18 protein-coding genes are annotated in these 22407 nt (G+C 74.1%); 14 read left to right on the top strand and 4 right to left on the bottom strand.

What is annotated here, in order from left to right; genetic code table 11:
• Positions 1 to 19 precede the first annotated feature (19 nt).
• The 12 genes from TK50_RS12755 (at position 20) to TK50_RS12700 (ending at position 14612) form a co-directional block, all read left to right on the top strand.
• Positions 20 to 2119 (top strand): hypothetical protein, encoded by a 2100-nt coding sequence (locus TK50_RS12755; RefSeq protein WP_043962939.1) that lies wholly within the window; start codon positions 20 to 22, stop codon positions 2117 to 2119.
• Positions 2120 to 2145: 26 nt separating this feature from the next.
• Entirely contained in the window at positions 2146 to 4368 is a 2223-nt protein-coding gene (locus TK50_RS12750; RefSeq protein ID WP_199486012.1) for a hypothetical protein, read from the top strand.
• Between the two features lie 32 nt (positions 4369 to 4400).
• The gene (locus TK50_RS12745) at positions 4401 to 5663 is read left to right on the top strand and encodes a Gfo/Idh/MocA family protein (RefSeq protein ID WP_043962938.1); all 1263 of its coding nucleotides are present in this window, start codon (positions 4401 to 4403) and stop codon (positions 5661 to 5663) included.
• A 23-nt stretch (positions 5664 to 5686) separates the two neighbouring features.
• Positions 5687 to 6922, top strand: a complete 1236-nt coding sequence (locus tag TK50_RS12740) for an ABC transporter substrate-binding protein (RefSeq protein ID WP_043962937.1) — start codon at positions 5687 to 5689, stop codon at positions 6920 to 6922.
• Positions 6923 to 7013: 91 nt separating this feature from the next.
• The gene (locus TK50_RS12735) at positions 7014 to 7916 is read left to right on the top strand and encodes a carbohydrate ABC transporter permease (protein ID WP_043962936.1); all 903 of its coding nucleotides are present in this window, start codon (positions 7014 to 7016) and stop codon (positions 7914 to 7916) included.
• Entirely contained in the window at positions 7913 to 8806 is an 894-nt protein-coding gene (locus tag TK50_RS12730) for a carbohydrate ABC transporter permease (RefSeq protein ID WP_043962935.1), read from the top strand. Before TK50_RS12735 ends, TK50_RS12730 begins: the two co-directional genes overlap by 4 nt.
• A complete protein-coding gene (locus TK50_RS12725) occupies positions 8803 to 9834 on the top strand; it encodes an NAD-dependent epimerase/dehydratase family protein (protein WP_043962934.1) in 1032 nt (343 codons plus the stop codon). Before TK50_RS12730 ends, TK50_RS12725 begins: the two co-directional genes overlap by 4 nt.
• A 2-nt stretch (positions 9835 to 9836) precedes the next feature.
• Positions 9837 to 10844 carry a dihydrodipicolinate synthase family protein gene (locus TK50_RS12720; protein ID WP_199486011.1) on the top strand — a complete coding sequence of 336 codons (1008 nt, stop codon included), beginning with the start codon at positions 9837 to 9839 and terminating at the stop codon, positions 10842 to 10844.
• Positions 10828 to 11907, top strand: coding sequence for a hydroxyacid dehydrogenase (locus TK50_RS12715; RefSeq protein ID WP_082106274.1), 1080 nt, complete (start codon positions 10828 to 10830; stop codon positions 11905 to 11907). Before TK50_RS12720 ends, TK50_RS12715 begins: the two co-directional genes overlap by 17 nt.
• Positions 11908 to 11979: 72 nt before the next feature.
• Positions 11980 to 12810, top strand: a complete 831-nt coding sequence (locus TK50_RS12710) for a fumarylacetoacetate hydrolase family protein (RefSeq protein WP_435822981.1) — start codon at positions 11980 to 11982, stop codon at positions 12808 to 12810.
• Positions 12807 to 13751: a GNAT family N-acetyltransferase gene (locus TK50_RS35425; protein WP_043962931.1), complete on the top strand. Its 945-nt coding sequence runs from the start codon at positions 12807 to 12809 to the stop codon at positions 13749 to 13751. Before TK50_RS12710 ends, TK50_RS35425 begins: the two co-directional genes overlap by 4 nt.
• 135 nt (positions 13752 to 13886) lie before the next feature.
• Positions 13887 to 14612, top strand: a complete 726-nt coding sequence (locus TK50_RS12700) for an alpha/beta fold hydrolase (RefSeq protein WP_043962930.1) — start codon at positions 13887 to 13889, stop codon at positions 14610 to 14612.
• Between the two features lie 15 nt (positions 14613 to 14627).
• Here TK50_RS12700 and TK50_RS12695 read toward each other — a convergent pair whose 3' ends face one another.
• The 3 genes from TK50_RS12695 to TK50_RS12685 all read right to left on the bottom strand — a co-directional run bounded on the left by TK50_RS12695 (position 14628) and on the right by TK50_RS12685 (position 19234).
• On the bottom strand, positions 14628 to 14999 hold the full coding sequence (locus TK50_RS12695) for a UBP-type zinc finger domain-containing protein (protein ID WP_229404442.1): 372 nt from the start codon (positions 14997 to 14999) through the stop codon (positions 14628 to 14630).
• Between the two features lie 152 nt (positions 15000 to 15151).
• Positions 15152 to 16021, bottom strand: coding sequence for an NAD(P)-dependent oxidoreductase (locus TK50_RS12690; protein WP_043962928.1), 870 nt, complete (start codon positions 16019 to 16021; stop codon positions 15152 to 15154).
• Between the two features lie 81 nt (positions 16022 to 16102).
• Positions 16103 to 19234, bottom strand: a complete 3132-nt coding sequence (locus TK50_RS12685; RefSeq protein ID WP_052503711.1) for an AfsR/SARP family transcriptional regulator — start codon at positions 19232 to 19234, stop codon at positions 16103 to 16105.
• A gap of 143 nt (positions 19235 to 19377) precedes the next feature.
• Between TK50_RS12685 and TK50_RS12680 the strand changes: the two genes are divergently transcribed.
• Positions 19378 to 20334 carry a hypothetical protein gene (locus TK50_RS12680; protein ID WP_144420225.1) on the top strand — a complete coding sequence of 319 codons (957 nt, stop codon included), beginning with the start codon at positions 19378 to 19380 and terminating at the stop codon, positions 20332 to 20334.
• Between the two features lie 66 nt (positions 20335 to 20400).
• Here TK50_RS12680 and TK50_RS12675 read toward each other — a convergent pair whose 3' ends face one another.
• A complete protein-coding gene (locus tag TK50_RS12675; RefSeq protein WP_052503709.1) occupies positions 20401 to 20985 on the bottom strand; it encodes a hypothetical protein in 585 nt (194 codons plus the stop codon).
• 225 nt (positions 20986 to 21210) lie between these two features.
• Between TK50_RS12675 and TK50_RS12670 the strand changes: the two genes are divergently transcribed.
• Complete coding sequence (locus TK50_RS12670; protein ID WP_043962927.1) at positions 21211 to 22395, top strand: nucleotide disphospho-sugar-binding domain-containing protein; 1185 nt, start codon at positions 21211 to 21213, stop codon at positions 22393 to 22395.
• Positions 22396 to 22407: the final 12 nt, after the last annotated feature.

Below are 22407 nucleotides of genomic sequence, written 5' to 3'. Positions count from 1 at the left end.
GCGAAGGTTGAGGCTCTCCATGGGTCTACTTGGCACGTCCACGCCCACCCCCCACGACCAGATGCTGCGCGTCGACACCGTCGCCGACCTGGCCCGGCTCGCCCCCGCCACGCTGGCCGCCCGCGCCCTGGTGCGGGTCGCCGGCTACCACCGCCCCGGCGACGGCGGCGGCGGCCTGCTGCGCTGGGACCCCACCAGCACCGCCGCCGGCAACGGCGGCACCGTGCACGACCCGTACCCGGGCCGCGGCGACCGGCGCGGCCGGTGGCTGGCCGTGCACGACGGGGTCGGCGACTTCCGGCGGTTCGGCATCTTCGGCCGGGAGACCCCCGCCGACGCCGCGCTGGACGCCATGGTCGGCGACCCGGCGATCCGCCGGGTCGAGGCCCACACCGACCTGCGCTTCGTCAAGCGGCACACCTTCGGCCGCAGCGACATCGAACTGGACTTCGGCGGGCACACCGTGCACACCGACGGCATCGAGCGCAACACCCACGACAACCCGTTCGGCGCGGTGCTGTACTTCCGTGGCAGGGTGACCGACACGGTGATCACCCACACCCTCACCGAGACCGTCCCCGAGCTGACCGACGTCTTCCAGGTGCCGGACTCGGGACGGTTCGCCGTCGGCCAGTGGTGGACCGCCACCAGCAACGCCCTCACCGGCGCCGACGAGCGCGAACTGCAGAAGATGGTCCAGGTCACCCAGATCGTCGACGGCACCCACATCCGGGTGGGCTACCTCAACGGCTGGACCCTGGAGCCGGGCCGCCGGATCACCTGGCAGCGGGTGGAGCCGGTCCAGCGGGCCCACGTGCGCGACATGGTCTTCCTCGGCCACGTCGCCTTCACCGGCGAGTACCCCGGGTCGGGGCCCGACGACCGCGAGTACAGCGGCTCCCACCCCGTCGCCTACGAGTACGCCGTGCGCTGCGACGTCTCCGGCATCGACGCCACCGGCACCTGGTGGCCGGTGATCATGCGCCGCTGGTGCACCCACTTCACCACCGCGAACTGCACCCTGAAGAACCCGCCGGCCGTGATGTACGGCGGCGCCGGCTACCTCACCCAGCAGATCTACTGCCTGTACGGGCACGTGGTGGACTGCCGCAGCAGCAACGCCCGGCACCTCAACGACCTCACCGCCTCGGCGTACTGCACGGTGGAGAACTGCCACGGCGACGGCGACGACGCCGGCGGCAACCCGTTCACCACCCACGGGCAGTACGAGCACGACCTGGTCTTCACCGGCAACTCCGGCCTGATGGACATCGCCAACAGCGGTGGCCAGTGGGGCATCAGCGCCAAGCGGATCACCGTCCGGCGGCACGTCTGCTCCTGGTTCGTCGCCGGCACCAAGATCACCGACCTGACCCTGGAGGACGTGCGGGTCATCCCCCGCTCGACGTTCGACCCGGCCGGCACGCTCCAGGTCAACGCCGACGGCGCGCAGCTGCGCGGCTGCTCGGCGCGGACGCTCAGCATCGCCCAGCGCTCGGCCCGGTCGGGCCGGCCCACGATCATCGCCGACTGCGACTTCGACCAGCCCGCCGGCACCGTGATCGTGCAGACCCCGGTGAGCAACCCGGTGCACTTCGTCCGCACCACCTTCCGCGGCCTCGACGGCGCGATCCTGCGCGGCTCGGGCCCGGTGCGCTTCACCGAATGCACGCTGACCGGGGCGCCCGGCGCGGCGCCGCTGCTGATCGGCGCGGCCGAGGTGGTGGTGCGCGGCGGCACCCTGACCGACACCGGCATCGAGCTGTCGGCCGTGCGCGACCAGCGCCTCGTCGTCGACGGCGGCGCGGCGGTCACCGGCACCAACGCCCGGCGGGCCCTGCTGACCCGGGCCGCCGGCACCGGGGCCGTCCGGATCGAGCTGGGCGACTACCGCAGCGCCGCGGCCGACGCGCAGACCGCGCACGTGCGCATCGACACCGGGGTCAACCGGTACCGCGCCGTCGGCGCCCGCTTCTCCGGCGGCCGGCTGACGCTCGCCGAGGCCGCCTTCGGCGCCGGCTCCACCCTGCTGCACACCGGGTGCGTCGAGGAGGGGGTCGCCCGCGAGCTGCCCGCCGAGTCCGCCCGCGTCGTCACCCGCGACAACCTCGCCCTCTGAACGCCCCCGCAGGAGGAGACACCCCCATGCACGCCGACAACGCCAACCCCGACGGCACACCCACCCACCGCCTCGCGCCGGCCTCCCGCCGCGCCGTGCTGCGCGCCTCCGGGCTCGGCGGGCTCGCCCTCGCCGGCACCGCCCTCGCCCTCTCCCCCGCCACCGCCGCCCCCGCCGCCGCCAAGCCGGACGGCCCGCCCGCCCCGCCGACCCCGCTGGCCCCCGGCCTCAACGGGGTGCTGCACGTGGGCACCGTCGCCGCGCTGCTCGCCATCAAGCCCCAGACCCTGCGCGCCGGGCAGGTCGTGCACGTCGACGGCTACCACGCCGCCGGCGACGGCGCCGCCCGCCTGCTCCGCTGGGACGCGGCCAGCACCGCCCCCGCCAACGGCGGCACCGTCCTCGCCCCCGACGGCGACCGGCCCGGGCGTTGGCTCCAGCTCCACGACGGCGTCGTCGAGTTCCGGCACTTCGGCATCTTCGACGCCGGCACCCCCGCCGACGCGGCCCTCGACGCGATGGTCACCGACCCCACCGTGCACCGCATCGAGGCCCACTCCGACCTGCACTTCGTCCAGCGGCACCGGTTCACCCGCAGCGACCTGGTGCTCGACTTCGGCGGGCACACCATGTCCACCGACGGCATCGCCGACGCCGGCCGCGACGACCCGTTCGCCGCCGTGCTGTTCTTCCGGGGCAAGGTCACCGACGAGGTACGCACCCACACCCTGACCGAGGCCGTCCGCGAGGGCTGGGACTCGTTCCAGGTCGCCGACTCCGCGGCGTTCGCCGTCGGCCAGTGGTACGCCGTCGAGGTCAACCGGCTCGCCGGCACCTGGGAGCGGGAGCTGCAGAAACTCGTCCAGGTCACCCAGATCGTCGACGGCACCCACATCCGGGTCAACTACAAGAACGGCTGGGAGCTGGCCGCCGGCCGCACCCTCACCTGGACCCGGGTCGAACCGGTCAGCCGGGTGCACGTGCGCAACCTCGTCTTCACCGGCAACGGCGCGGACCAGTACACCGGCTCCCACCCGGTCGCCTACGAGTACGCGGTGCACTGCGACGTCGCCGACATCGACGCCACCGGCACCTTCTGGCCGGTGATCATGCGGCGCTGGTGCACCTACTTCCACACCGCCCGGTGCACCCTGAAGAACCCGACCTCCGTGACCTGGGGCGGCGCCGGCTACCTCACCCAGCAGATCTACTGCCTGTACGGGCACGTCGAGGACTGCCGCACCTCCAACGCCCGGCACCTCAACGACTGGACCGCCTCCGCGTACGGGTACGTCACCAACTGCCACGGCGACGGCGACGACCAGGGCCCCTTCGTCACCCACGGCCAGTACGAGCACGACCTCGTCTACACCGGCAACTCCGGGCTGATGACGTTCGCCAACTCCGGGGCGGCCTGGGGCTCGGCGGCGAAGCGGATCACCGTCCGCAAGCACGTGTGCTCCTGGTTCGTGGCCCGGGTCAAGGTCACCGACCTGACCCTGGAGGACGTCCAGGTCATCCGCAAGGCCGGGCTGGCCGGCTCCGGGATGCTGTGGGTCAACGCCGACGGGGTGCAGCTGCGCGGCTGCTCCGCCGACGACACGCTGATCATCTCCCAGCAGTCCACCCGGTCGCAGCGGCCCAACGTCATCGAGGGCTGCTCCTTCACCCTCGCCACCGCCGGCACCGACGTGGTGCAGGCCAACGTCACCACGCCGGTGCACCTGGTCCGCACCACCATCCGCGGGGTCGACGGGCACACGTTCAGCGGCACCGGGCGGCTGCACCTGACCGACGTGACCCTCGTCGGCGCGCCCGACGCCGCGCCGGCCACCGTCAAGTCCGCCGACCTGCGCGTGCACGGCGGCACCCTCACCGACACCGGCATCCGCCTCGCGGGCACCGCCGACCAGCGGATCACCGTCGGCGGCGGCGCGGTGCTCAGCGGCACCAACTCCGCCGGGGCGCTGCTGTCGCGCGCCGCGGCCACCGGCGTCGTGCGGTGGGAGCTGGGCGGCTACCTCAGCACCACCGCCGACGCCGGCACCGCGCACGTCGCCGTCGACGCCGGCACCAACCGGTACTCCGCCGTCGGCGTCCAGTTCACCGGCGGGAAGCTGCGGCTGGCCGACGCCGGCTTCGGCGAGGGCTCGTACCTGCACCACACCGGGTGCGTCGAGGAGGGCGTGTCCCGGGAGCTGCCCGCCGCCGGCCCGCGCGTCCGCGACGCCGGGAACCTCACGGTCTGACCACCCCACGACAAGAGAAGGCGAGGAGCCAGGTGCGACAGCAGGACCGGCCGGTGCGGGTGGCGCTGGCGGGCGCGGGCAACCGGGGCCAGACGTACGCCCGCTGGGTGGCCGCCAACCCCACGCGGGCGCGACTCGTCGCGGTCGCCGACCCGCGTCCCCACCAGCGGGGTCTGATCACCGCCGCCCACCCGGGCGCGGCGGAGTTCGCCGACTGGCGGGACCTGCTGGCGGCGGACCTGGCGGCCGACGCGGTCGTCGTCGCCACCCAGGACCGGATGCACGTCGAGCCGGCCGTCGCGTTCGCCAGGGCCGGCCGGCACCTGCTGGTGGAAAAGCCGCTCGCGCCGACGGCCGACCAGTGCCGCGAGATCGTCGACGCGGTACGCGCCACCGGCGTGCTCTTCGCCGTCTGCCACGTGCTGCGGTACACCCCCTACACCGACCTGGTGAAGCGGGTGGTGGACAGCGGGGTGCTGGGCGAGATCGTCAGCGTCCAGCACCTCGAACCGGTCGGCTGGTGGCACTACGCACACTCCTACGTGCGCGGCCCCTGGCGGCGGGAGGAGCTGGCCACCCCGATGCTGCTGGCCAAGTCCAGCCACGACCTGGACTGGCTCGGCTACGTCACCGGCCGGCGCATCGAGCGCGTCGCCAGCTTCGGCGGGCTTCGCCACTTCCGGCCCGACCAGGCGCCGGCCGGCGCGGCCACCCGGTGCCTGGACTGCCCGGTCGAGCCGGGCTGCCCGTACTCCGCGCCGAAGCTGTACCTGCCGGTGCTGCGGGAGCACGGGCCGGTCTGGCCGGTCAGCGTGGTCACCGACGGCACCGACGAGGCCGCGCTGGTCGAGGCGCTGCGCACCGGCCCGTACGGGCGGTGCGTGTACTCCGGCGACAACGACGTCGTCGATCACCAGGTCGTGGCGATGGAACTGACCGGCGGCGTCACCGCCACCTTCACCATGGCCGCCTTCACCGAACAGACCCACCGGCAGACCCAGCTGTTCGGCACCCACGGCTCCCTGTCCGGCGACGGCGAGCGGGTCCGGGTGCACGACTTCCGCACCGACCGGATCGAGGTCCTCGACGCCGGCACGGTCGGCGGGTCCACCGCCGCCGACGACCACGGCGGCGGCGACACCGGGCTGATGGACGCCTTCGTCCGCGCCGTGGCCACCGGCGACCGCCACCACATCCGGTCCGGGCTGGACGAGACCCTCGCCAGCCACCTCGCGGTCTTCGCCGCCGAGACGGCCCGGCACACCGGCACGGTCGTGACCGTGCCCGCGCAGTGAACCACTTCGAGAGGAACGCACAGATGAGACTTCGCAGGTTCGCACCGGTCGCGGCCGTCGCGCTGGCGGCCGGGCTGCTCACCGCCTGCGGCGGCGGCTCCGAGGCCGGCGGCGACAGGCAGAGCGTCACCATGTGGATCTACCCGGTGGTCCCCGACGAGGCCACCCACAAGGGCTTCTGGGACAAGCAGGTCGCCGCGTTCAAGGCCGACCACCCGGACGTCGACGTCAAGGTCGAGATCTTCCCGTGGGCCAAGCGGGAGGAGTCGCTGACGGCGGCGATCGCCGGCGGCAAGGGCCCGGACGTCGTCTACCTGATCCCCGACCAGCTCGGCAAGTTCCAGAAGATGATCGAGCCGGTAGACGACTACCTGCCCGCCGACGCGAAGGCCGACTACCGGGAGAACGTCCGGACCGCCGTCACCCTCGACGGCAAGATGCTCGGCGCGCCGCTGCTGACCAGCAGCAACCCGCTGATGTGCAACGCGAAGGTGTTCGCCGCCGCCGGGCTCACCGAGTACCCGAAGACCTGGGCCGACCTGCTGGCCCTCGCGCCGAAGCTGAAGGCGAAGGGCTTCGACGCCACCAACTACTACGCCGACCCGAGCGCCACGCTCAACCAGTCCTTCTACCCGCTGCTCTGGCAGGCCGGGGGTGACGTGTTCACCGCCGACGGCACGTCCGTGGCCTTCGCCGGGCCCGAGGGCGTCAAGGCGCTGACCTTCCTCAAGCAGCTCGTCGACGGCGGCTACGTGCAGAAGGACCTGATCACCAGCATCCCGGCGTTCGAGCAGACCAACGTGGCGAAGAACAAGGTCGCCTGCACCTGGCAGCACGTCCCCGCCGACGTGGAGCAGTTCTGGGGCAAGGAGAACATCAAGATCTTCCCGCCGCTGAGCGACGTGAAGAGCGTCGGCTACGGCACCGTGGGCAGCCTGTCGATCCTCAAGGGCAGCAAGGCCAAGAAGGCCGCGGGCGAGTGGATCACCTTCGTCACCGCGCCGGCGGTCGCCTCCGCGTACGACGTCGCCGGCGGCTACTTCTCCGCCAAGACCTCCGCCGGGTCGCTGTACCCGCAGGACCCGGTGAGCACCGAGATGGAGAAGACCCTGGGCAGCACCACGGTCGGCCCGCTCCACGAGAAGAGCCGCGAGGTGATGGGCGTGCTCGCCCCCGAGATCCAGGCCGCCCTGATCGGCAAGAAGACCCCGGAGCAGGCGCTCGCCGACGCGGCGAAGGCCGCCGACGCGCTGCTCTGAGCCCCGCCGGCCCGCCGCGGTGCGGCGGCGGGCCGGGCACCACCACACCGGCCCGACCGGCCGGTGTCGAACCTGCGAAGAGGATGGCGAGATGGCCGTACCTGCTCAGCTGCCGGCCCGCGGAGCCCGGCGGGTGATCGCCCGGCGCGAGGCACGATGGGGTCTGCTCTTCGTCCTCCCCGCGTTCCTGCTGTTCCTGGCGTTCCGCTTCGGCCCGGCGATCGCCGGCCTGGTGCTCGGCTTCATGGACTACACGATCGGCGGCGACGCCGAGTGGACCGGGCTGGAGAACGCCCGGCGGCTGGCCGACGACCCCGTCTTCTGGCAGGCGCTGCGGGTCACCGCCGGCTACACCGTGCTGTACGTGCCGCTGACCGTCGCCGCGTCGGTCGGGCTGGCGCTGCTGGTCCGGCGCGGCTTCCGTGGCGTCGGCCTGTTCCGGTCGGTGTTCTTCCTGCCGGTGGTCACCAGCCTGGTGCTGGTCGCCACCATCTTCTCCTGGGTGTTCTCCTCCGACGGCCCGTGGTCGCGGATCCTCGGCTGGGTCGGCCTGCCCGACGACTCCTGGCTGGCCTCCAGCACGCTGGTGCTGCCGGCGCTCGCCCTGGTCGGCGTCTGGTCGCACTTCGGGTACGGCATGCTGATCGTGCTGGCCCGCCTCCAGGACCTGCCCCGCGAGCAGGAGGAGGCGGCGCTCACCGACGGCGCCGGCCCGTGGCAGCGGTTCCGCTGGATCGTGCTGCCCCAGCTCAAGCCGGTGCTGTTCTTCCTGCTGGTGATCGAGACGACCGCCTCGTTCCAGGTCTTCGACCTGGTGTACGCGATGACCGGCGGGGGCCCCGCCCGCGCCAGCTACACCCTCGTCATGGCCCTGTACGACCAGGGCTTCAAGTATTTCGACCTCGGCTACGCCAGCGCGATCGGGGTGGCCCTGTTCGTGATGACGCTGGTCGTCGCGCTGATCCAGCGGCTGACCCTCGGGAGGGACAAGTGACCGCCACGACCACCGCCCCCGCGCCGACCCCGGTGCCCCCGCCGCGCCGCCGGCGGCGCTCGTACCGGGCGCTGCAACCCGGGCCCGGCGGCGTCGTGCTGCGCTACGTGCTGCTGGCCGTGGCCAGCGTGGTCACGTTGTTCCCGTTCTACGCGATGGTGGTGCTGAGCCTCAAGCCCGCCGCCGCCGTCGAGTTCCCCGGCAGCCTGCTGCCCTGGCCGATCGAGTTCGACGCGTACGCGACGGTGCTCGACTCGCGGGACATCCTGCGCTGGCTGCTGAACACCACCATCTACTCGGTGGTCAGCGTCGTCGCGGTGCTGCTGCTGGCCGCCATGGCCGGGTACGCGTTCGCGAAGAAGCGCTTCCCCGGCCGGGAGACCATGTTCTGGTCGTTCCTGGCGATGGTCATGGTGCCGTACCACGTCACCCTCATCCCCACCTTCATCCTCATCGCCAAGGTCGGCGGGGTCGACACGTACTGGGGGCTGATCCTGCCCACCCTGGCGAACGCGCAGGCGGTGTTCCTGATGCGGCAGTTCATCCAGGGCCTGCCCGACGAGCTCTTCGAGGCGGCGAAGATCGACGGCGCGTCCGAGTGGCGGATGTTCGTGCGGATCGTGCTGCCGCTGTGCAAGCCGATCCTGGCCACCCTCGGCGTGTTCGTCTTCCTGTGGCACTGGAACGACCTGCTCTGGCCGCTGATCATCGGGCAGAGCGGGGACATGCGCACCCTTACCGTCGGCATCGCCTCCCTGCAGAAGGAGCAGGTGCCGCTCAACGTCATGCTCGCCGGCTCGGTCGTCGCGTTCGTGCCGATCTTCGCCGCCTACCTCGTGGGCCAGCGGTACTTCACCGAGGGCGTCACGATGTCCGGAATCAAGGGATGAGTGCAGTGTTCAACAGTCAGTCCGAGTTGGAGGAGCGGCTCGCCCGGCCCTCGGCGGCGCTCGTCGCCGACCTGGCCGGCGGCACCGGCGACCTGGTGGTCCTCGGCGCCGGGGGCAAGATGGGTCCGTCGCTGTGCCGGCTGGCCCGCCGGGGGCTCGACGCCGCCGGCCGCACCGGCGACCGGGTGTACGCCGTGTCGCGCTGGTCGGACCGGGAGAGCGCCGCCGCGCTGGCCGCCGACGGGGTGGAGCCGGTCGCGTTCGACCTGCTCGGCGACGGCGACCTGGCCGGGCTGCCCGACGCCGCCGACGTGGTGTTCATGGTGGGCGCGAAGTTCGGCACCGCCAGCGCCCCCTACCTGGCCTGGGTGGTCAACGCGGTGCTGCCCGCGGCGGTGGCCCGGCGTTACCCGGCGGCCCGGATCGCCGCCTTCTCCACCGGCAACGTCTACCCGATGGTGCCGGTGGGCACCGGCGGCTGCGTGGAAACCGACCCGACCGGGCCGCTCGGCGACTACGCGATGAGCTGCCTCGGCCGCGAGCAGGTGTTCGCGCACGCCGCCGCCACCCGGGGCACCCCGGTCGCGGTGCTGCGGCTCAACTACGCGGTCGACCTGCGCTACGGCGTGCTCGCCGACATCGGCCACGCGGTGCTCGCCGGGGAGCCGGTCGACGTCACCACCGGCCACGTCAACGTGGTCTGGCAGGGCTATGCCAACGAGGTGGCGCTGCGCTCGCTCGGGCACGCCAGCACCGACGTGTTCACCCTGAACCTGACCGGCCCGGAGACCGCCCCGGTGCGCCGGATCGCCGCCCGGATGGGCGAGCGCCTCGGCCGGCCGGTCGGCTACACCGGCGAGGAGGCGTCGACCGCGCTGCTCAACGACGCCACCCGCTGCCACGCGCTGTTCGGCTACCCGGACGTCGCGCTGGGCACCCTGATCGACTGGCAGGCCGACTGGCTGGCCGCCGGCCTGCCCACCTCGGGCAAGCCCACCAAGTTCGCCGTCCGCGACGGGAGGTTCTGACCGTGTCCCTGGACCTGCTGCGCGCGGGGACCGTCATCCCCGCGCACCCGCTCGCGCTGACCGCCGGCCGCCGCCTCGACGAGCGGCGGCAGCGCGCGCTGACCCGCTACTACCTGGCCGCCGGGGCCGGTGGCCTCGCCGTCGGCGTGCACACCACCCAGTTCACGATCCGGCAGGCCGGCCTGCTGCGGCCGGTGCTCGCCCTGGCCGCCGAGACCGTCGACGCCGAGGCCGGGCGGCCCGTGGTGAAGGTCGCCGGGGCGTGCGGTGACACCGCCCAGGCCGTCGCCGAGGCCGAACTCGCCGCCGGTCTCGGCTACCACGCCGTGCTGCTGTCCCCCGTCGTGCCGGGCGCCGACGAGGCGTACCTGCTCCGGCGGGCCCGGGCGGTCGGCGAGGTGCTGCCGGTCGTCGGCTTCTACCTCCAGCCGGCCATCGGCGGGCCGCGCCTGTCCCCGGCGTTCTGGCGGGCGTTCGCCGACCTGCCGTCGGTGGTCGCGGTGAAGCTGGCCCCGTTCGACCGGTACCGGACCCTGGAGGCGGTGCGCGGGATCGCCGCCGCCGACCGGGGCGCGGAGGTGGCCCTGTACACCGGCAACGACGACCACATCGTCGGCGACCTGCTCGGCGAGTTCGCCGGCCGCCGGTTCGTCGGCGGGCTGCTCGGCCAGTGGGCGGTGTGGACCCGCGCCGCCGTCGGGCTGTTCGCGCGGGCCCGGGCGGCCCGGGACGGCGACGCGGCGGCGCTGGCGGAGCTGACCGCCCGGAGCGCGGCGGTCACCGACGCGAACGCGGCGGTGTTCGACGCCGCGAACGGCTTCCACGGCTGCATCGCCGGGGTGCACGAGGTGCTGCGCCGGCAGGGGCTGCTCGACGGGGTGTGGTGCCTCGACCCGGCCGAGGGGCTGTCGCCCGGCCAGGCGGAGGAGCTGACCCGGGTGAGCGCCGCCTACCCGTGGCTGACCGACGACGACTTCGTCGCGGAGCACCGCGATGGCTGGCTCCGGTGAGCCGCCGACGGGAGCCGGGCCGGCGGGCGGCCCACCGGTGACCCCGCCCACCGGCGCGCGCCGCCCGGTCACCGTGGTCAGCGTGTCCGCCGCGCTGCGGGCCCAGTTCTTCCCCGACCGGGTCGGCGACCGGCTGGCCGCGACCACCGACGCCACCCTCGTCGACGACCACGCGGCGCTCACCGGCGTCGACCTGGCGTCGGTGCTGGCCCGGGCCGAGGTGCTGGTCACCTCCTGGGGTGTGCCACGGCTCGACGCGGCCCTGCTCGACCGGGCCCCGGCGCTGCGGCTGGTCGCGCACACCGGCGCGTCGGTCAAGCCGTTCGTGACCGCCGAGCTGTTCGCCCGTGGCGTCACGGTCACCCAGGCCGGGCAGGGCATGGCCCGGTCCGTGGCCGAGGTCGCCCTCACGTTCACCCTGGCCCTGCTGCACCAGACGCCCCGCTTCGACCACGCCCTGCACGCGGGCACCGAGTGGCACCGGGCGGAGCAGGCGCCGCCCCGGCACGAGATCCTCGGCTGCCCGATCGGCGTCGTCGGCGCGTCCCGCACCGGGCGGGCGTACCTGGAACTGGTCCGTGCCCTCGGCGCGGAGGTCAGCGTCTGCGACCCGACCCTGACCCCGGCGGACGCCGCCCGGCTCGGCGCCCGGCTGGTCGGCCTGGACGAGTTGCTCGCCGGCAGCCGCATCGTCGCGCTGCACGCGCCGACCCTGCCGGAGACCCGGCACCTGCTGGGCGCCCGCGAGCTGGCGCTGCTGCCCGACGGCGCCGGGCTGGTCAACACCGCCCGGTCCTGGCTGGTCGACGAGGCGGCGCTCGTCGCGGAGCTGACCCGCGGCCGGATCGACGCCGCGCTGGACGTCTTCGACGAGGAGCCGCTGCCCACCGGCCATCCCCTGCGGGCGCTGCCCAACGTGCTGCTCACCCCGCACCAGGCCGCCGGCACCGTGCAGGGCCGGCGGCGGCAGGGCGAGATCGTCGTCGACGAGATCGTCCGGTACGCCAGCGGGCGGCCCCTCGCCCACGCGGTCACGCCCGAGCTGCTCGCCCGGACGGGCTGACCGGCGCGGCCACCCCCACCGGGGCCCGTCGAGGGGCCCACCGCACCATCTGGAGAGGACACCATGAAGTTCATGCGGATCGGCCCGGTCGGCGCCGAACGGCCGGTGCTGTTCGACGGCACCGACCACTTCGACCTGAGCGGGGTCACCGCCGACATCGACGCGGCGTTCCTCGCCGGGGACCCCGTGGCGCGCGTGCGGGCGGCCGGCCCCCTGCCGCGTCTCGACGTGACCGGGGAGCGGGTCGGCGCGCCGATCGCCCGGCCCGGGGCGGTGCTCTGCATCGGGCAGAACTACGCCGCGCACGCCGCCGAGTCCGGCGTCGCCCCGCCCGAGCGGCCGATCCTGTTCCACAAGTCGCCGAACACCGTCGTCGGCCCGTACGACCGGGTGCTGATCCCGCGCGGCTCGACCAGGACCGACTGGGAGGTCGAACTGGCCGTGGTGATCGGCAGGCCGGCCCGCTACCTCGACTCCCCCGCCGACGCGCTGGCCCACGTGGCCGGGTACGCCGTCGCCAACGACGTCTCGGAGCGGGACTACCAGTTCGCCGACCCCGGGGGCCAGTGGGCCAAGGGCAAGTCGTGCGAGACCTTCAACCCGCTCGGCCCCTGGCTGGTCACCCCGGACGAGGTGGCCGACCCGCAGGCGCTGCGGCTGCGCTCGTGGGTCAACGGCGCACCACGGCAGGACTCCCGCACCGCCGACATGATCTTCGACGTGGCGTACCTGATCTGGCACCTGTCCCAGTTCACCGTGCTCGAACCCGGCGACCTGGTCAACACCGGCACCCCGCAGGGGGTGGCGCTCTCCGGCCGGTTCCCCTACCTCGCGGCCGGCGACGTGATGGAGATGGAGATCGACGGGCTGGGCCGGCAGCGCACCGCGCTCGCGCCGGCGTGACCGCCCCGGTCGCGTACCGTCCGGCCACCGCGGCGGACGTGCCGTCGCTGCACGCCACCTGGGCGGAGGCGTTCGACGACGCGCACGTCGTGCGGCTGTGGTCCGGCGACCCCGGCCGCCTTCCGCGTACCTTCGTGGCGGTGCAGGCCGGGACGGTCGTCGCCGCCGTCTACTACCTGCCCCGCCGGATCCGGGACGCCGCCGGCGGCGTCGACCTGGTCGGCGGCGTCGCCAACGTGGCCACCCGGGTCCGGGCGCGGGGGCGGGGGCACGTCCGCCGCCTGCTCGACCTGGCCGTCACGGCGATGGCCGCGGACGGCTGCGCCTGGTCGCTGCTGTTCACCGGCACACCCGGCGTGTACGCGTCCAGCGGCTACCGGCCGTTCACCCTGCGCTACCCGACCGGGCGGCCGGCGGCAGCCACGGCCACGGCCCCACCGGCGGGCTGGACGGTGCGGGCGGAACCCGGGGTGGACTGGGCGGAGCTGGCCCCGGTGCACGCGGCGTTCAACGCCGACCGGCCGCTGAGCACCGTGCGCGCCGCCGACGACTGGCGGCTCCGGGTGCCGGTCTGGTATTCCCCGCCCACCGAACTGCTGGTGGCCCGCCACCGGGGCCGGGTGGCGGGCTACCTGGCCGCGCACTGGGCTCCCGGGCGCGTCCGGGTGGTCGAGACCGCCGCCCTGCCCGACCGGCCGGACGCCCTGCCCGCCCTGTTCCGCGCCGTCGCCCGCGCCGCCGCCGCGCGCGACGTACGGCACTGCGTGGCCCGGCTGCCCGCCGACCCGGCGATCGACGCCGCGCTGCCGTGCCTGCTGGTCGCCCCGGTGGTCGAGGCCGACACCACCGGGATGGTCCGGCCGATCCACGCGACACCCGACCACCTCGCCGCGATCACGGCGGCGCCCGGGGCGTTCCACTGGCCGGCCGACTACCTGTGACGGCACGCCGCACCCGGCCCCCGCCGCCGCCCGATGGTCTCTGCCGGGTGAGCCGGCCGGTGGACGTACGACGCGGTGCGCCGGTGGCCCGAGGATGGGGTTGACGTTCGAGCCACTATTCGGAGGTACCCGGCGATGTCCATCACCACCGCACAGCCCGGCAGGCCGACGGTCGTCCTCGTCCACGGCGCCTTCGCCGAATCGGCGAGTTGGGACGGCGTGATCGCCGAACTGCTCGACGGCGGCTACCCGGCGGTGGCCGTGGCCAATCCGCTGCGCGGCGTCCGGCACGACGCCGACCACCTGCGCGCCGTGCTCACCGGCATCGACGGGCCCGTCGTCCTCGTCGGGCACTCGTACGGCGGAATGGTGATCTCCAACGTACCGGCGGGGGCCGCGGACGTCACCGCCTTGGTCTACGTCGGGGCGTTCGCCCCCGCGTCCGGTGAGAGCGCCGCCGACCTGGCGGGGCGGTTCCCCGGCAGTTCCCTGGGCGAGACGCTGGCCGCCGTCCCGCTTCCCGACGGCGGCACGGACCTCTACATCCGGCAGGACCGCTATCACCACCAGTTCGCCGCCGACTCGCCGGCGCAGCGGGCCGCCGTGATGGCGGTGACCCAGCGGCCGATCACCGAGGCCGCCCTCAACGAGCCCTCCGGCGAGCCCGCCTGGCAGTCGCTGCCGTCCTGGTTCCTGTTCGGCAGCGAGGACCTCAACATCCCGGTCGCGGCCCACCGGTTCATGGCCGAGCGGGCGGGCTCCCGGCAGACGGTGGAGTTGCCCGGCGGCTCACACACCGTGGCCATCCCGGAGGCAGCCGCCCTCGTCGACCTCATCCGTGCCGCCGTCGCGTCGACGTGATCGTCGGCGGCGGGGTCAGTGCAGGTGGCGCTGCCAGTCCTGCGGCACCCGGCCGGCGGGGCCGGGGGCGGGCTGGTCGAGCGGACGCGACTGCGGCCCGGCCAACTCCGGCCCCTCGGCATGGAACTGGTCCTCGGAGTAGTCCCAGAACCACGACTCACCCGGCTCGAAGCTCCGCACGACCGGGTGCCCCGTCGCGGCCGCGTGCGCGGTCGCGTGCTGACTCGGCGAGGAGTCACAGCAGCCGACGTGACCGCAGGCCGCGCAGCGGCGCAGGTGGAACCACCACCCGCCGGAGGACGCGCACTCGACGCAACCCGGGCCGCTCGGCGGCACCGCCGGATCGATCGCCGCGACCATGGCTGGCGGCTCGGGCTGCTCGTCCACGACACGCTCCCTCTCGACTCGCGGCCGGCCGGCCGGGCCGGCCCGCCGGCGCCCTGCCACGTGATCCCGGCCCGCAGTCTGACACCCACGACCGTCACCCGCACCCACCGGGCCCACGCCCCGCCCGCGCCGCCGCGCGGGGCGGTTCCGGGTCAGGGGGTGAAGCTGGCGTAGTAGGACGCCCCCATGTCCTTCCCGCCGTGTCCCTGGGCCGCCGCGCGCCGGAACCGTTCCGCGCCGGCGGCCACGACGTCGAGGCGTACGCCGTGGTCCTCGCCCGCCGCGACGATCAGCCGGGCGTCCTTCTCGGCGGTCTCCACCGCGAAGCTCGCCGGCGACAGCCGGCCCTGCCGCACGAGGTCGGCCTTGGCGTGCAGGTAGCCCATGTCGAGCGGGCCGCCCCCGATCACCTCGAAGAAGCGGTCCGGGTCGACGCCGAGCGCCCCGGCCAACGCGAGCATCTCCGCCGCGCCGTGCGTCACCGTGAGCACCCAGCTGTTCGCCACCAGCTTCAACCGGGTGCCGTCGCCCCGCGCGCCGTCGTCGCCCAGCCACACCACCCGGGCCGCGATCGCGTCGAGCACCGGGGCGAGCCGCTCTTGGCCGGCGTGCGGCCCGGCGGCGAGCACGGTCAACTGGCCGGCCTCGGCCGGCTGCCGGGTGCCGAGCACCGGCGCGTCGTAGAAGGCCACCGAGTGCTCGGCGGCTGTCGCGGCGAGCGCGGCCACGTCGCCCAGGCTCGCGGTGGTCGTCTGCAGCCAGAGCGCGCCCGCCTTCAGCCCCGGCGCGGCCTGCCCGATCACGTCGCGCACCGTGCCGCCGTCGTACAGCATCGTGATGATCACGTCGGCGTCGCGGACGGCGTCGGCCGGCGACTCCGCCACGGTCGCGCCGGTCCCCGCCGCCTTCTGCGGGGACCGGTTCCACACGCGCACGGCATGTCCCGCCCCGACGAGATTGCGGGCCATGGCGGCGCCCATGATGCCTGTGCCCAGCACGCTGACGGTCAACTCCTCGGTCATGGACCCATCCTTGCGTACGGCCGGTCCCCGTCGGTCGCGCCGGCGCGACCCGCAGGGTGGGTCCGGGCCCTCCTGGTACGGCTAGCCAGGCGAGGGGACCGGGGAGAGAACGGCGAGCAGCTTCTCGATCCGATCGGCGCCCGGCTGGTGTCCGGTCGCGGCGTGGGACTGCGCGGCGAGCCGCGCGCTGTGCCAGGCGGTGGCCCGGTCGCCGGCCCGGTACGCGGCTGCGGCGCGGGCGGCGAGCGCCCGGCCTTCGAGGAGCCGGTAGCCGCACTGCCGCGCGACGGAGAGCGCCGCACGGCACCAGGACAGCGCCGCGGACTCGTCGAGCTCGGCGAGGCTGACGATGATGTCGGCCTCGATGTAGCGGTCCGCGGACGCGCGCGCGTGCGTCAGCGCGTCCACCAGGAGGCCGACCTTCCCGTCGACGAGGCCCAGGACGTGGAGTGCGACCGCTTCGAGCCGGGGTTCGGCCGGCTCGCGCGCCATGTCGAGCGCCTGACGGGCGAGCGCCGAGGCATGCGCGTCGTCGCCGCGGTCGTGGTGCACCCGCGCCAGCGCGCACAGTGCGGTGGCCCGGCCCCGGCTGCCCGTCTGCTCGTGCAACTCCAACGCGGTGGTCAACGTCCGCGCCGCCTCGTCGAGGCGACCGAGAAGGTGGTAGACCGCACCCAGGTTGTTCAGGATGAGCGCGCGGCTGCACACCGACCTGTTCTGGTCTGCCAGGGTGAGCGCCGCGTGGTGGTGGTTCGCGGCTTCGCTGAGCCGCCCGAGGTCGGCGCAGACCAGTCCGAGGTTGTTGTGGTTGACGGCGACGCCAGCCGTGCGGCGGGTGCGGCGGTTCAGCTCCAGCGCCTGTTCCATGACCCGCAGGGCTTCGCGCGGCTGGCCGGTCATCCGGAAGACCGGGCCCAGGTTGCCCAGCGCCGCCGCCTGCCCGTCGTGCCATCCCGACCGGTTCGCCGAGCGCAGCGCCAGCCGGTAGTCGTCGGTCGCCTCCGGGAACCGTTCGAGACGCCAGTTCAGGGCCGCCAGGCTCAGTCGGGCCGCCGCCTCGGCCTGCTCGTGGCGCGCAGCCTGGGCCGCGGTGAGGCCGAGCCGGGCGACCTCGGACCATTCCGCGGTGTGCATGCCCAGCCACAGGTATCCCCGCAGCGCGTCCGCCAGCGCCCAGGCGTACGCGTGCAGTCCCCGGCGGGTCGCGTGCCGGGTCGCGGCGACGAGGTTGTGGCGTTCCGAGTCGAGCCAGGCGAGAGCGTCGACGTGGCTGGTGAACCGCAGGGGACGGGCGGGGACGGGCAGTTGCAGGGGCACGCGGAGCACCTGCGGGCACAACCGGTCGGCCGCGGAGTGCACGCTGAACAGGTACCAGGAGAGCAGGTCGGCCAACGTCCGCCGGTCGTCGTCGAGTGCCGCGAGCTCGACGACGTAACGGCCGAGCAGGTCGTGGGTGCCGAAGCGACCCGGCGTCCGCTCGTGCACCAGGTGCGCGTCGGCGAGGCTGGCGAGCATCCCGGCCGCCTCCGCGGTCGGACAGCCCATCCTCGCGGCGGCCGACTCGGCTGTCACGTCGGCGCCGGGCACGAGGCCGAACAGCCGGAAGAGCCGCTGCAGTCGCGGCGGCAGGGTCCGGTAGGAGGCGGCGAACGCCGACCGCACCGCGATCTGCTCGTCCTCGCGTACGGCCAGCATGGTCAGCGGGTCGCCGGCGCGGAGCCGGGTCAGGTAGTCGCTGATCGTCTCGTGCGGACGGGTCTGCAGGTCCGCCGCGGCGATGCGCAGCGCCAGCGGAAGGCGGGCGCAGTCCCGGGCCAGCTCCGCGAGCGCGGCCTCCTGCCCGGTGATCCGGTCCGCGCCGATGACGCGGGCCAGCAGTTCCGTGGCCTCCGGGGGCGCGAGCACGTCCAGCGACAACCGCTGCGCGTCGTGCCGGGTGGCCAACCCGCCGAGGCGGCCCCGGCTGGTCACGATCACCAGGCAGCCGGCGCCGCCGGGTAGCAGCGGTCGGACGTGCGCGGTGTCCCGGGCGTTGTCGAGGACGAACAGCATCCGCCGGTCCGCGACCACGCTGCGGTAGAGGTTCGCGGCCTCGTCGACGTCGTCCGGGACCTGCGCGGGCGGCACGCCGAGCGCGCGGAGGCAGCGTGACACCGCGTCCAGCGGCGTGAGCGGCTCCCCGGGCGAGTATCCGCGCAGGTCGAGAAAGAGCTGCCCGCCGTCGAACAGGGGCCGCACCCGGTGCGCCCACCGGACTGCCAGCGCCGTCTTGCCGACCCCGGCGGTGCCGATGATCGCGACGACCGCCAGGGCGGCGCTCCGCCGGGCCCGGTCCAGCATCGCGTCCAGTTCGGCGAGCGCGTCGACGCGGCCGGTGAAGGTCGACAGGCCGGCGGGCAGTTGCGCCGGGCGCAGGCCCGGTCCGGCGTCCCGGGCGGCGGGCGCGGTCGGGGCGGGCGCGGGCCCGGTCGGCGGGACCTGCTGCCGCAGCAGCCGCAGGTGGGTCTCCGCGAGCCGCCCGCCCGGCTCGACGCCCAGCTCGTCGGCGAGCCGGCGGCGGGCCCGCTCGAACACCCGCAGCGCCTCGGCCTGGTGCCCCACCCCCGCCAGGGCCGTCATCAGCCGTACGACGAGGCCCTCGTGCCACGGGTCGGCAGCCACCAACCTGCGCAGCGGCGCCACCGCCTCGGCGTGCCGGCCGAGCGCGAACTCGGCGTCGAACAGGTCCTCGGACGCGGCAAGCCGCCTGTCGTGCAGGCTGGCGGCGGCCCCCGGCACGAAGACCGCGGACGCGCCCGCGAGCGCCGGGCCGCGCCACAGCGCCAGCGCCTGGCGCAACAGGCCGGCGGCCGGCTCGTGCTCCCCGGCATCGGCGTGCCGGCGGGCAGCCGCGACGAGGCCGGAGAAGACCCGCGTGTCCAGGTCGTCACCGTCGAGATCGAGACGGTACCCGCCGGATTCCGAGAAGATCATTTCCGGCAGGTCGGCCGCGCGGGTCAGTTGCCGCAGGCGGGAGACGCACACCTGGACCTGCGCGCGCGCCCGCGCGGGCAACGCCCCGCCCCACAGCGCCTCGGCCACCTGTTCCGCCGACACCAGCACATTCGCATTCAGCAGCAGATAGGCCAGCACGGCGCGCTGTTGGGGCCGACCCAACGGCAGCCGCTCGCCCCGCACCACGGCCTCGACCGGACCGAGCAGGCGCCATCTCATGCAGCCCCCCTCAACAGATCGATCACATTTTATTCGTCGAAGCCGGGGTGGCTATCGGACGGCTAGCCGATGGCAAGGCGGCCCGCGCAATCTCGATGGAAAGGCCGGGCGGATGACCCGGATCAATCGGTAAAGGAGTTTCAATGGGAGGAAGAATCCGCGCCGTCGTGGTCGCCGCGGCGGCACTCGGCCTGGTCATCGCCGCAGCCGGCGTCGCACAGGCCGACTCGTCGTCGCAGCCGTCGATGCGGGATGCACGGGCCGCCGCGACGGCCTCGGGCGAGCTCGGCGCCGCCGCGAAGGGCGGGTTCGGCACCGCCGCGACGTGGTTCACCGGGACGGTCGCGGCGGGCGGCACGCAGGGTTGGACCTGGACCAACGCCCCGGCTGACGCCGCCTACGTGGTCGGCTACAACCCGGTCGGCGCCACCACCTCGTCCATGTGCCAGTTCGAAACGATCAGCAGCCAGTACGTCCAGCTCTGGGGCGGCCAGCGGCAGTTCCAGTTCACCCTGAAGAACGTCGGCTCGATCGCCTGCGGCGCGACGGTCCAGCTCGCGGCGGTGAGCAGCTCGGTCGCGACCTCCACCGGCGGGGTCAGCCCGGGTGGCACCCAGACGCACCTGTGGAACATCCCCTGGCACACCAACTGGGTGGTGGGGCTCAACCCGAGTGGCGCCACCAGCTCGGCGGCCTGCCAGTTCCAGGTGACCCGCACCTGGTTCGTGCAGCCTGCCGCAGCGGGCGCGGTCCGCCAGTTCTACGTGGAAGTCAAGAACGTGGGGACCATCGCCTGCCAGACCGACATCCGGCTCGGCTCCACCGCCGTCTCCTACAACTTCACCATCGCCACCATCGCCTCCGGCACCACCTGGTCCACGGTCTGGTTCAACGCGAACCCCGTCACCTCGGTCTACCTGGTCGGCGCGTCACCGCAGGGCAGCGCGCCCATCACCTGCCAGTTCGAGGTCACCCGCATGATCTACCGCCAGAGCATCAACAGCGACGGATCGTCCCAGCGCCAGATCCTGATCTCGTTCAGGAACGTCAGCGGCACCACCTGCGGCGGGCTCGCCGAGCTACAGACCATCGCGGCCTGATCCACCCGCCCTCGCGGCCATCGCGCGGCGACCACCGTCGTCGCGCGATGGCCGTTGCGGGCCCGGCTATCCGTGGGACGGGGCCGCGTGGACGCCCGTGCCGTGCTCGTGTCGCAGGCCGCCGTCTGCGATCAGCCGCCCGGCGTGCGGCAGCACGGGGTGCGAGCCGATCCTGCTCACGGCCATCCGGCGGATCACCCGGTTCAGTCTGCCGGAGGCGCTGGTGACCGCCGCCCAGTCCCACGCGGCGGGATCGCCCAGGCGCGGCACGGCCGCCGCCCACGTCGCGGCGCGCTTGGCCGAATTGTGGTTGGTGTGGCTCCAGCGCAGCTCCCGCGTCCCGAATGGTCCGCCGTAGTAGAGCTGGACGAGCCCCCAGCCTTCGCAGCAGTGTCGAAACGTCGGATCTCCCGGCGAATCTGCGGACAGGTCGATCCGACTGACCGTCGGCTGCGGCCCGGAGCCGACGACGAACAACTCCAGGTGTCGCCCCTGCGGCGCCGTCGCAACGTCGGCGGCAGCCCGGAACTCACGCAGCTCGCGGCCCGGCTCCGAGTCGGACTCGAAGACCCGGAACAGGCCCAGATCGAAGACGGACTCGACGACCGCGGCCCAATCATCGTCGGCCGCGTAGAAGTCCAGATTCGGCACCAGCCGATTATCCCGATCGGCCAGGATCGCCGGCCACCGCGTCCTGCGACCCCGCGCGTCAGGCCAGCTCGATGACGGGTCGGGTCAGGATCGTGGCGGCGACCGCCGGCGATCCGAGGACGGGGCCGGGGTCGCCCGACCGGGTGTGCCGGAGCGGCCCGAGGTTCAGTCCCCGTTTAGCGCGGCCACCTTCGATGAGGTACACCATCCCGAGGGGAGAGCCCTGTGCGCGTCCTGTTCATCCCTTTTCCCAGCCCGCCGCACCTGTTCTTCATGACGCCGCTGGCGTGGGCCTGCCGCGCGGCGGGGCACGAGGTGCGCGTCGCCGGACACCCGCACCTGACCGAGACGACGCTGCGGACCGGCCTGAGCCCGGTCGAGGTCGGCGGGGACGGCGCGGGCCGGCGGAGGCACGGCCCCGCCGTCACCCAGGCCGGTCTCGCCCGGACGTCCGGCGACGAGCGGCACCGGCTGCTGGACCGACGGTTCGCGCCCATGGTGGACCTGGCCGGCGAGATGGCCCCGGGCCTGGTGCGGTTCGCCGATCGCTGGCAGCCCCAGATCGTCGTCGCCGACTCGCTGGCCTTCGCGGCTCCCCTCGTCTCGGCGGCCCTGGGCATCCCCCTGCTGCGCCACCTCACGGGCCCGGACGTCATGCACCGCACCATCTACCCGATGCACGGGCCGACCACCGGCGACGAGTACAGCCCGAACTGGCCCGAAGGGCTACGTGAACTGTTCGAGGAGTTCGGGGTGGCCACCCACAACGACCACTCGCTCGGCAGCATCGATCCGTGGCCGGGCAGCATTCAGGTGCCGGACGCGCACGCCCGCATCCCGGTGCGGCACATCCCGTACCACGGGGCGGCCCCCTCGCCGGAGTGGGCCTGGGGCCGGGCCGGACGCCCCCGGGTCTGCCTGAGCTGGGGCGAGCCGGGTGACGCGGCCCGCGCGGCGCAGTCCCCCGCGTTGCCCCGGATCCTCGACGCGCTGGCCCGCCGGGACGTGGAGGTCGTCGTCACGGGCAGCGGGATCGACCGGGACAGGCTCGGCGCGCTTCCCGAGACGGTCCGCGTCGCCGGGGACGTGCCGGCCGACGTGGTGCTGCCCACCTGCGACGCCGTGGTCAGCGAGGGTGGTACCCACACCATCCTCACCGCCGCCGCTCTCGGTGTTCCCCAGGTGCTCGTACCGCTGGTCGAGCGCCCACCGAACGCGGCCACCTTCTGCGAGAGCGGCGCGGGGATCACCCTGGACGCGGGCGGCGCCGACCCGGCGGCCGTCGGCCGGGCGGTCGACGCCGTGCTCGGCGACGAGCGGATCCGCGCCGCGGCACGGCGGATCCAGGACGAGATCGCCGAAGCGCCATCGCCCGTGGAACTGGTGCACACGCTGGAGAAGCTGGCCTGACCACCTCGGCGA

Source organism: Micromonospora haikouensis, from assembly GCF_000876225.1.
Classification (GTDB): Bacteria; Actinomycetota; Actinomycetes; order Mycobacteriales; family Micromonosporaceae; genus Micromonospora; species Micromonospora haikouensis.
Note: the sequence above shows the minus strand (reverse complement) of the source record. Positions and strands in the feature narration are given on the sequence as shown.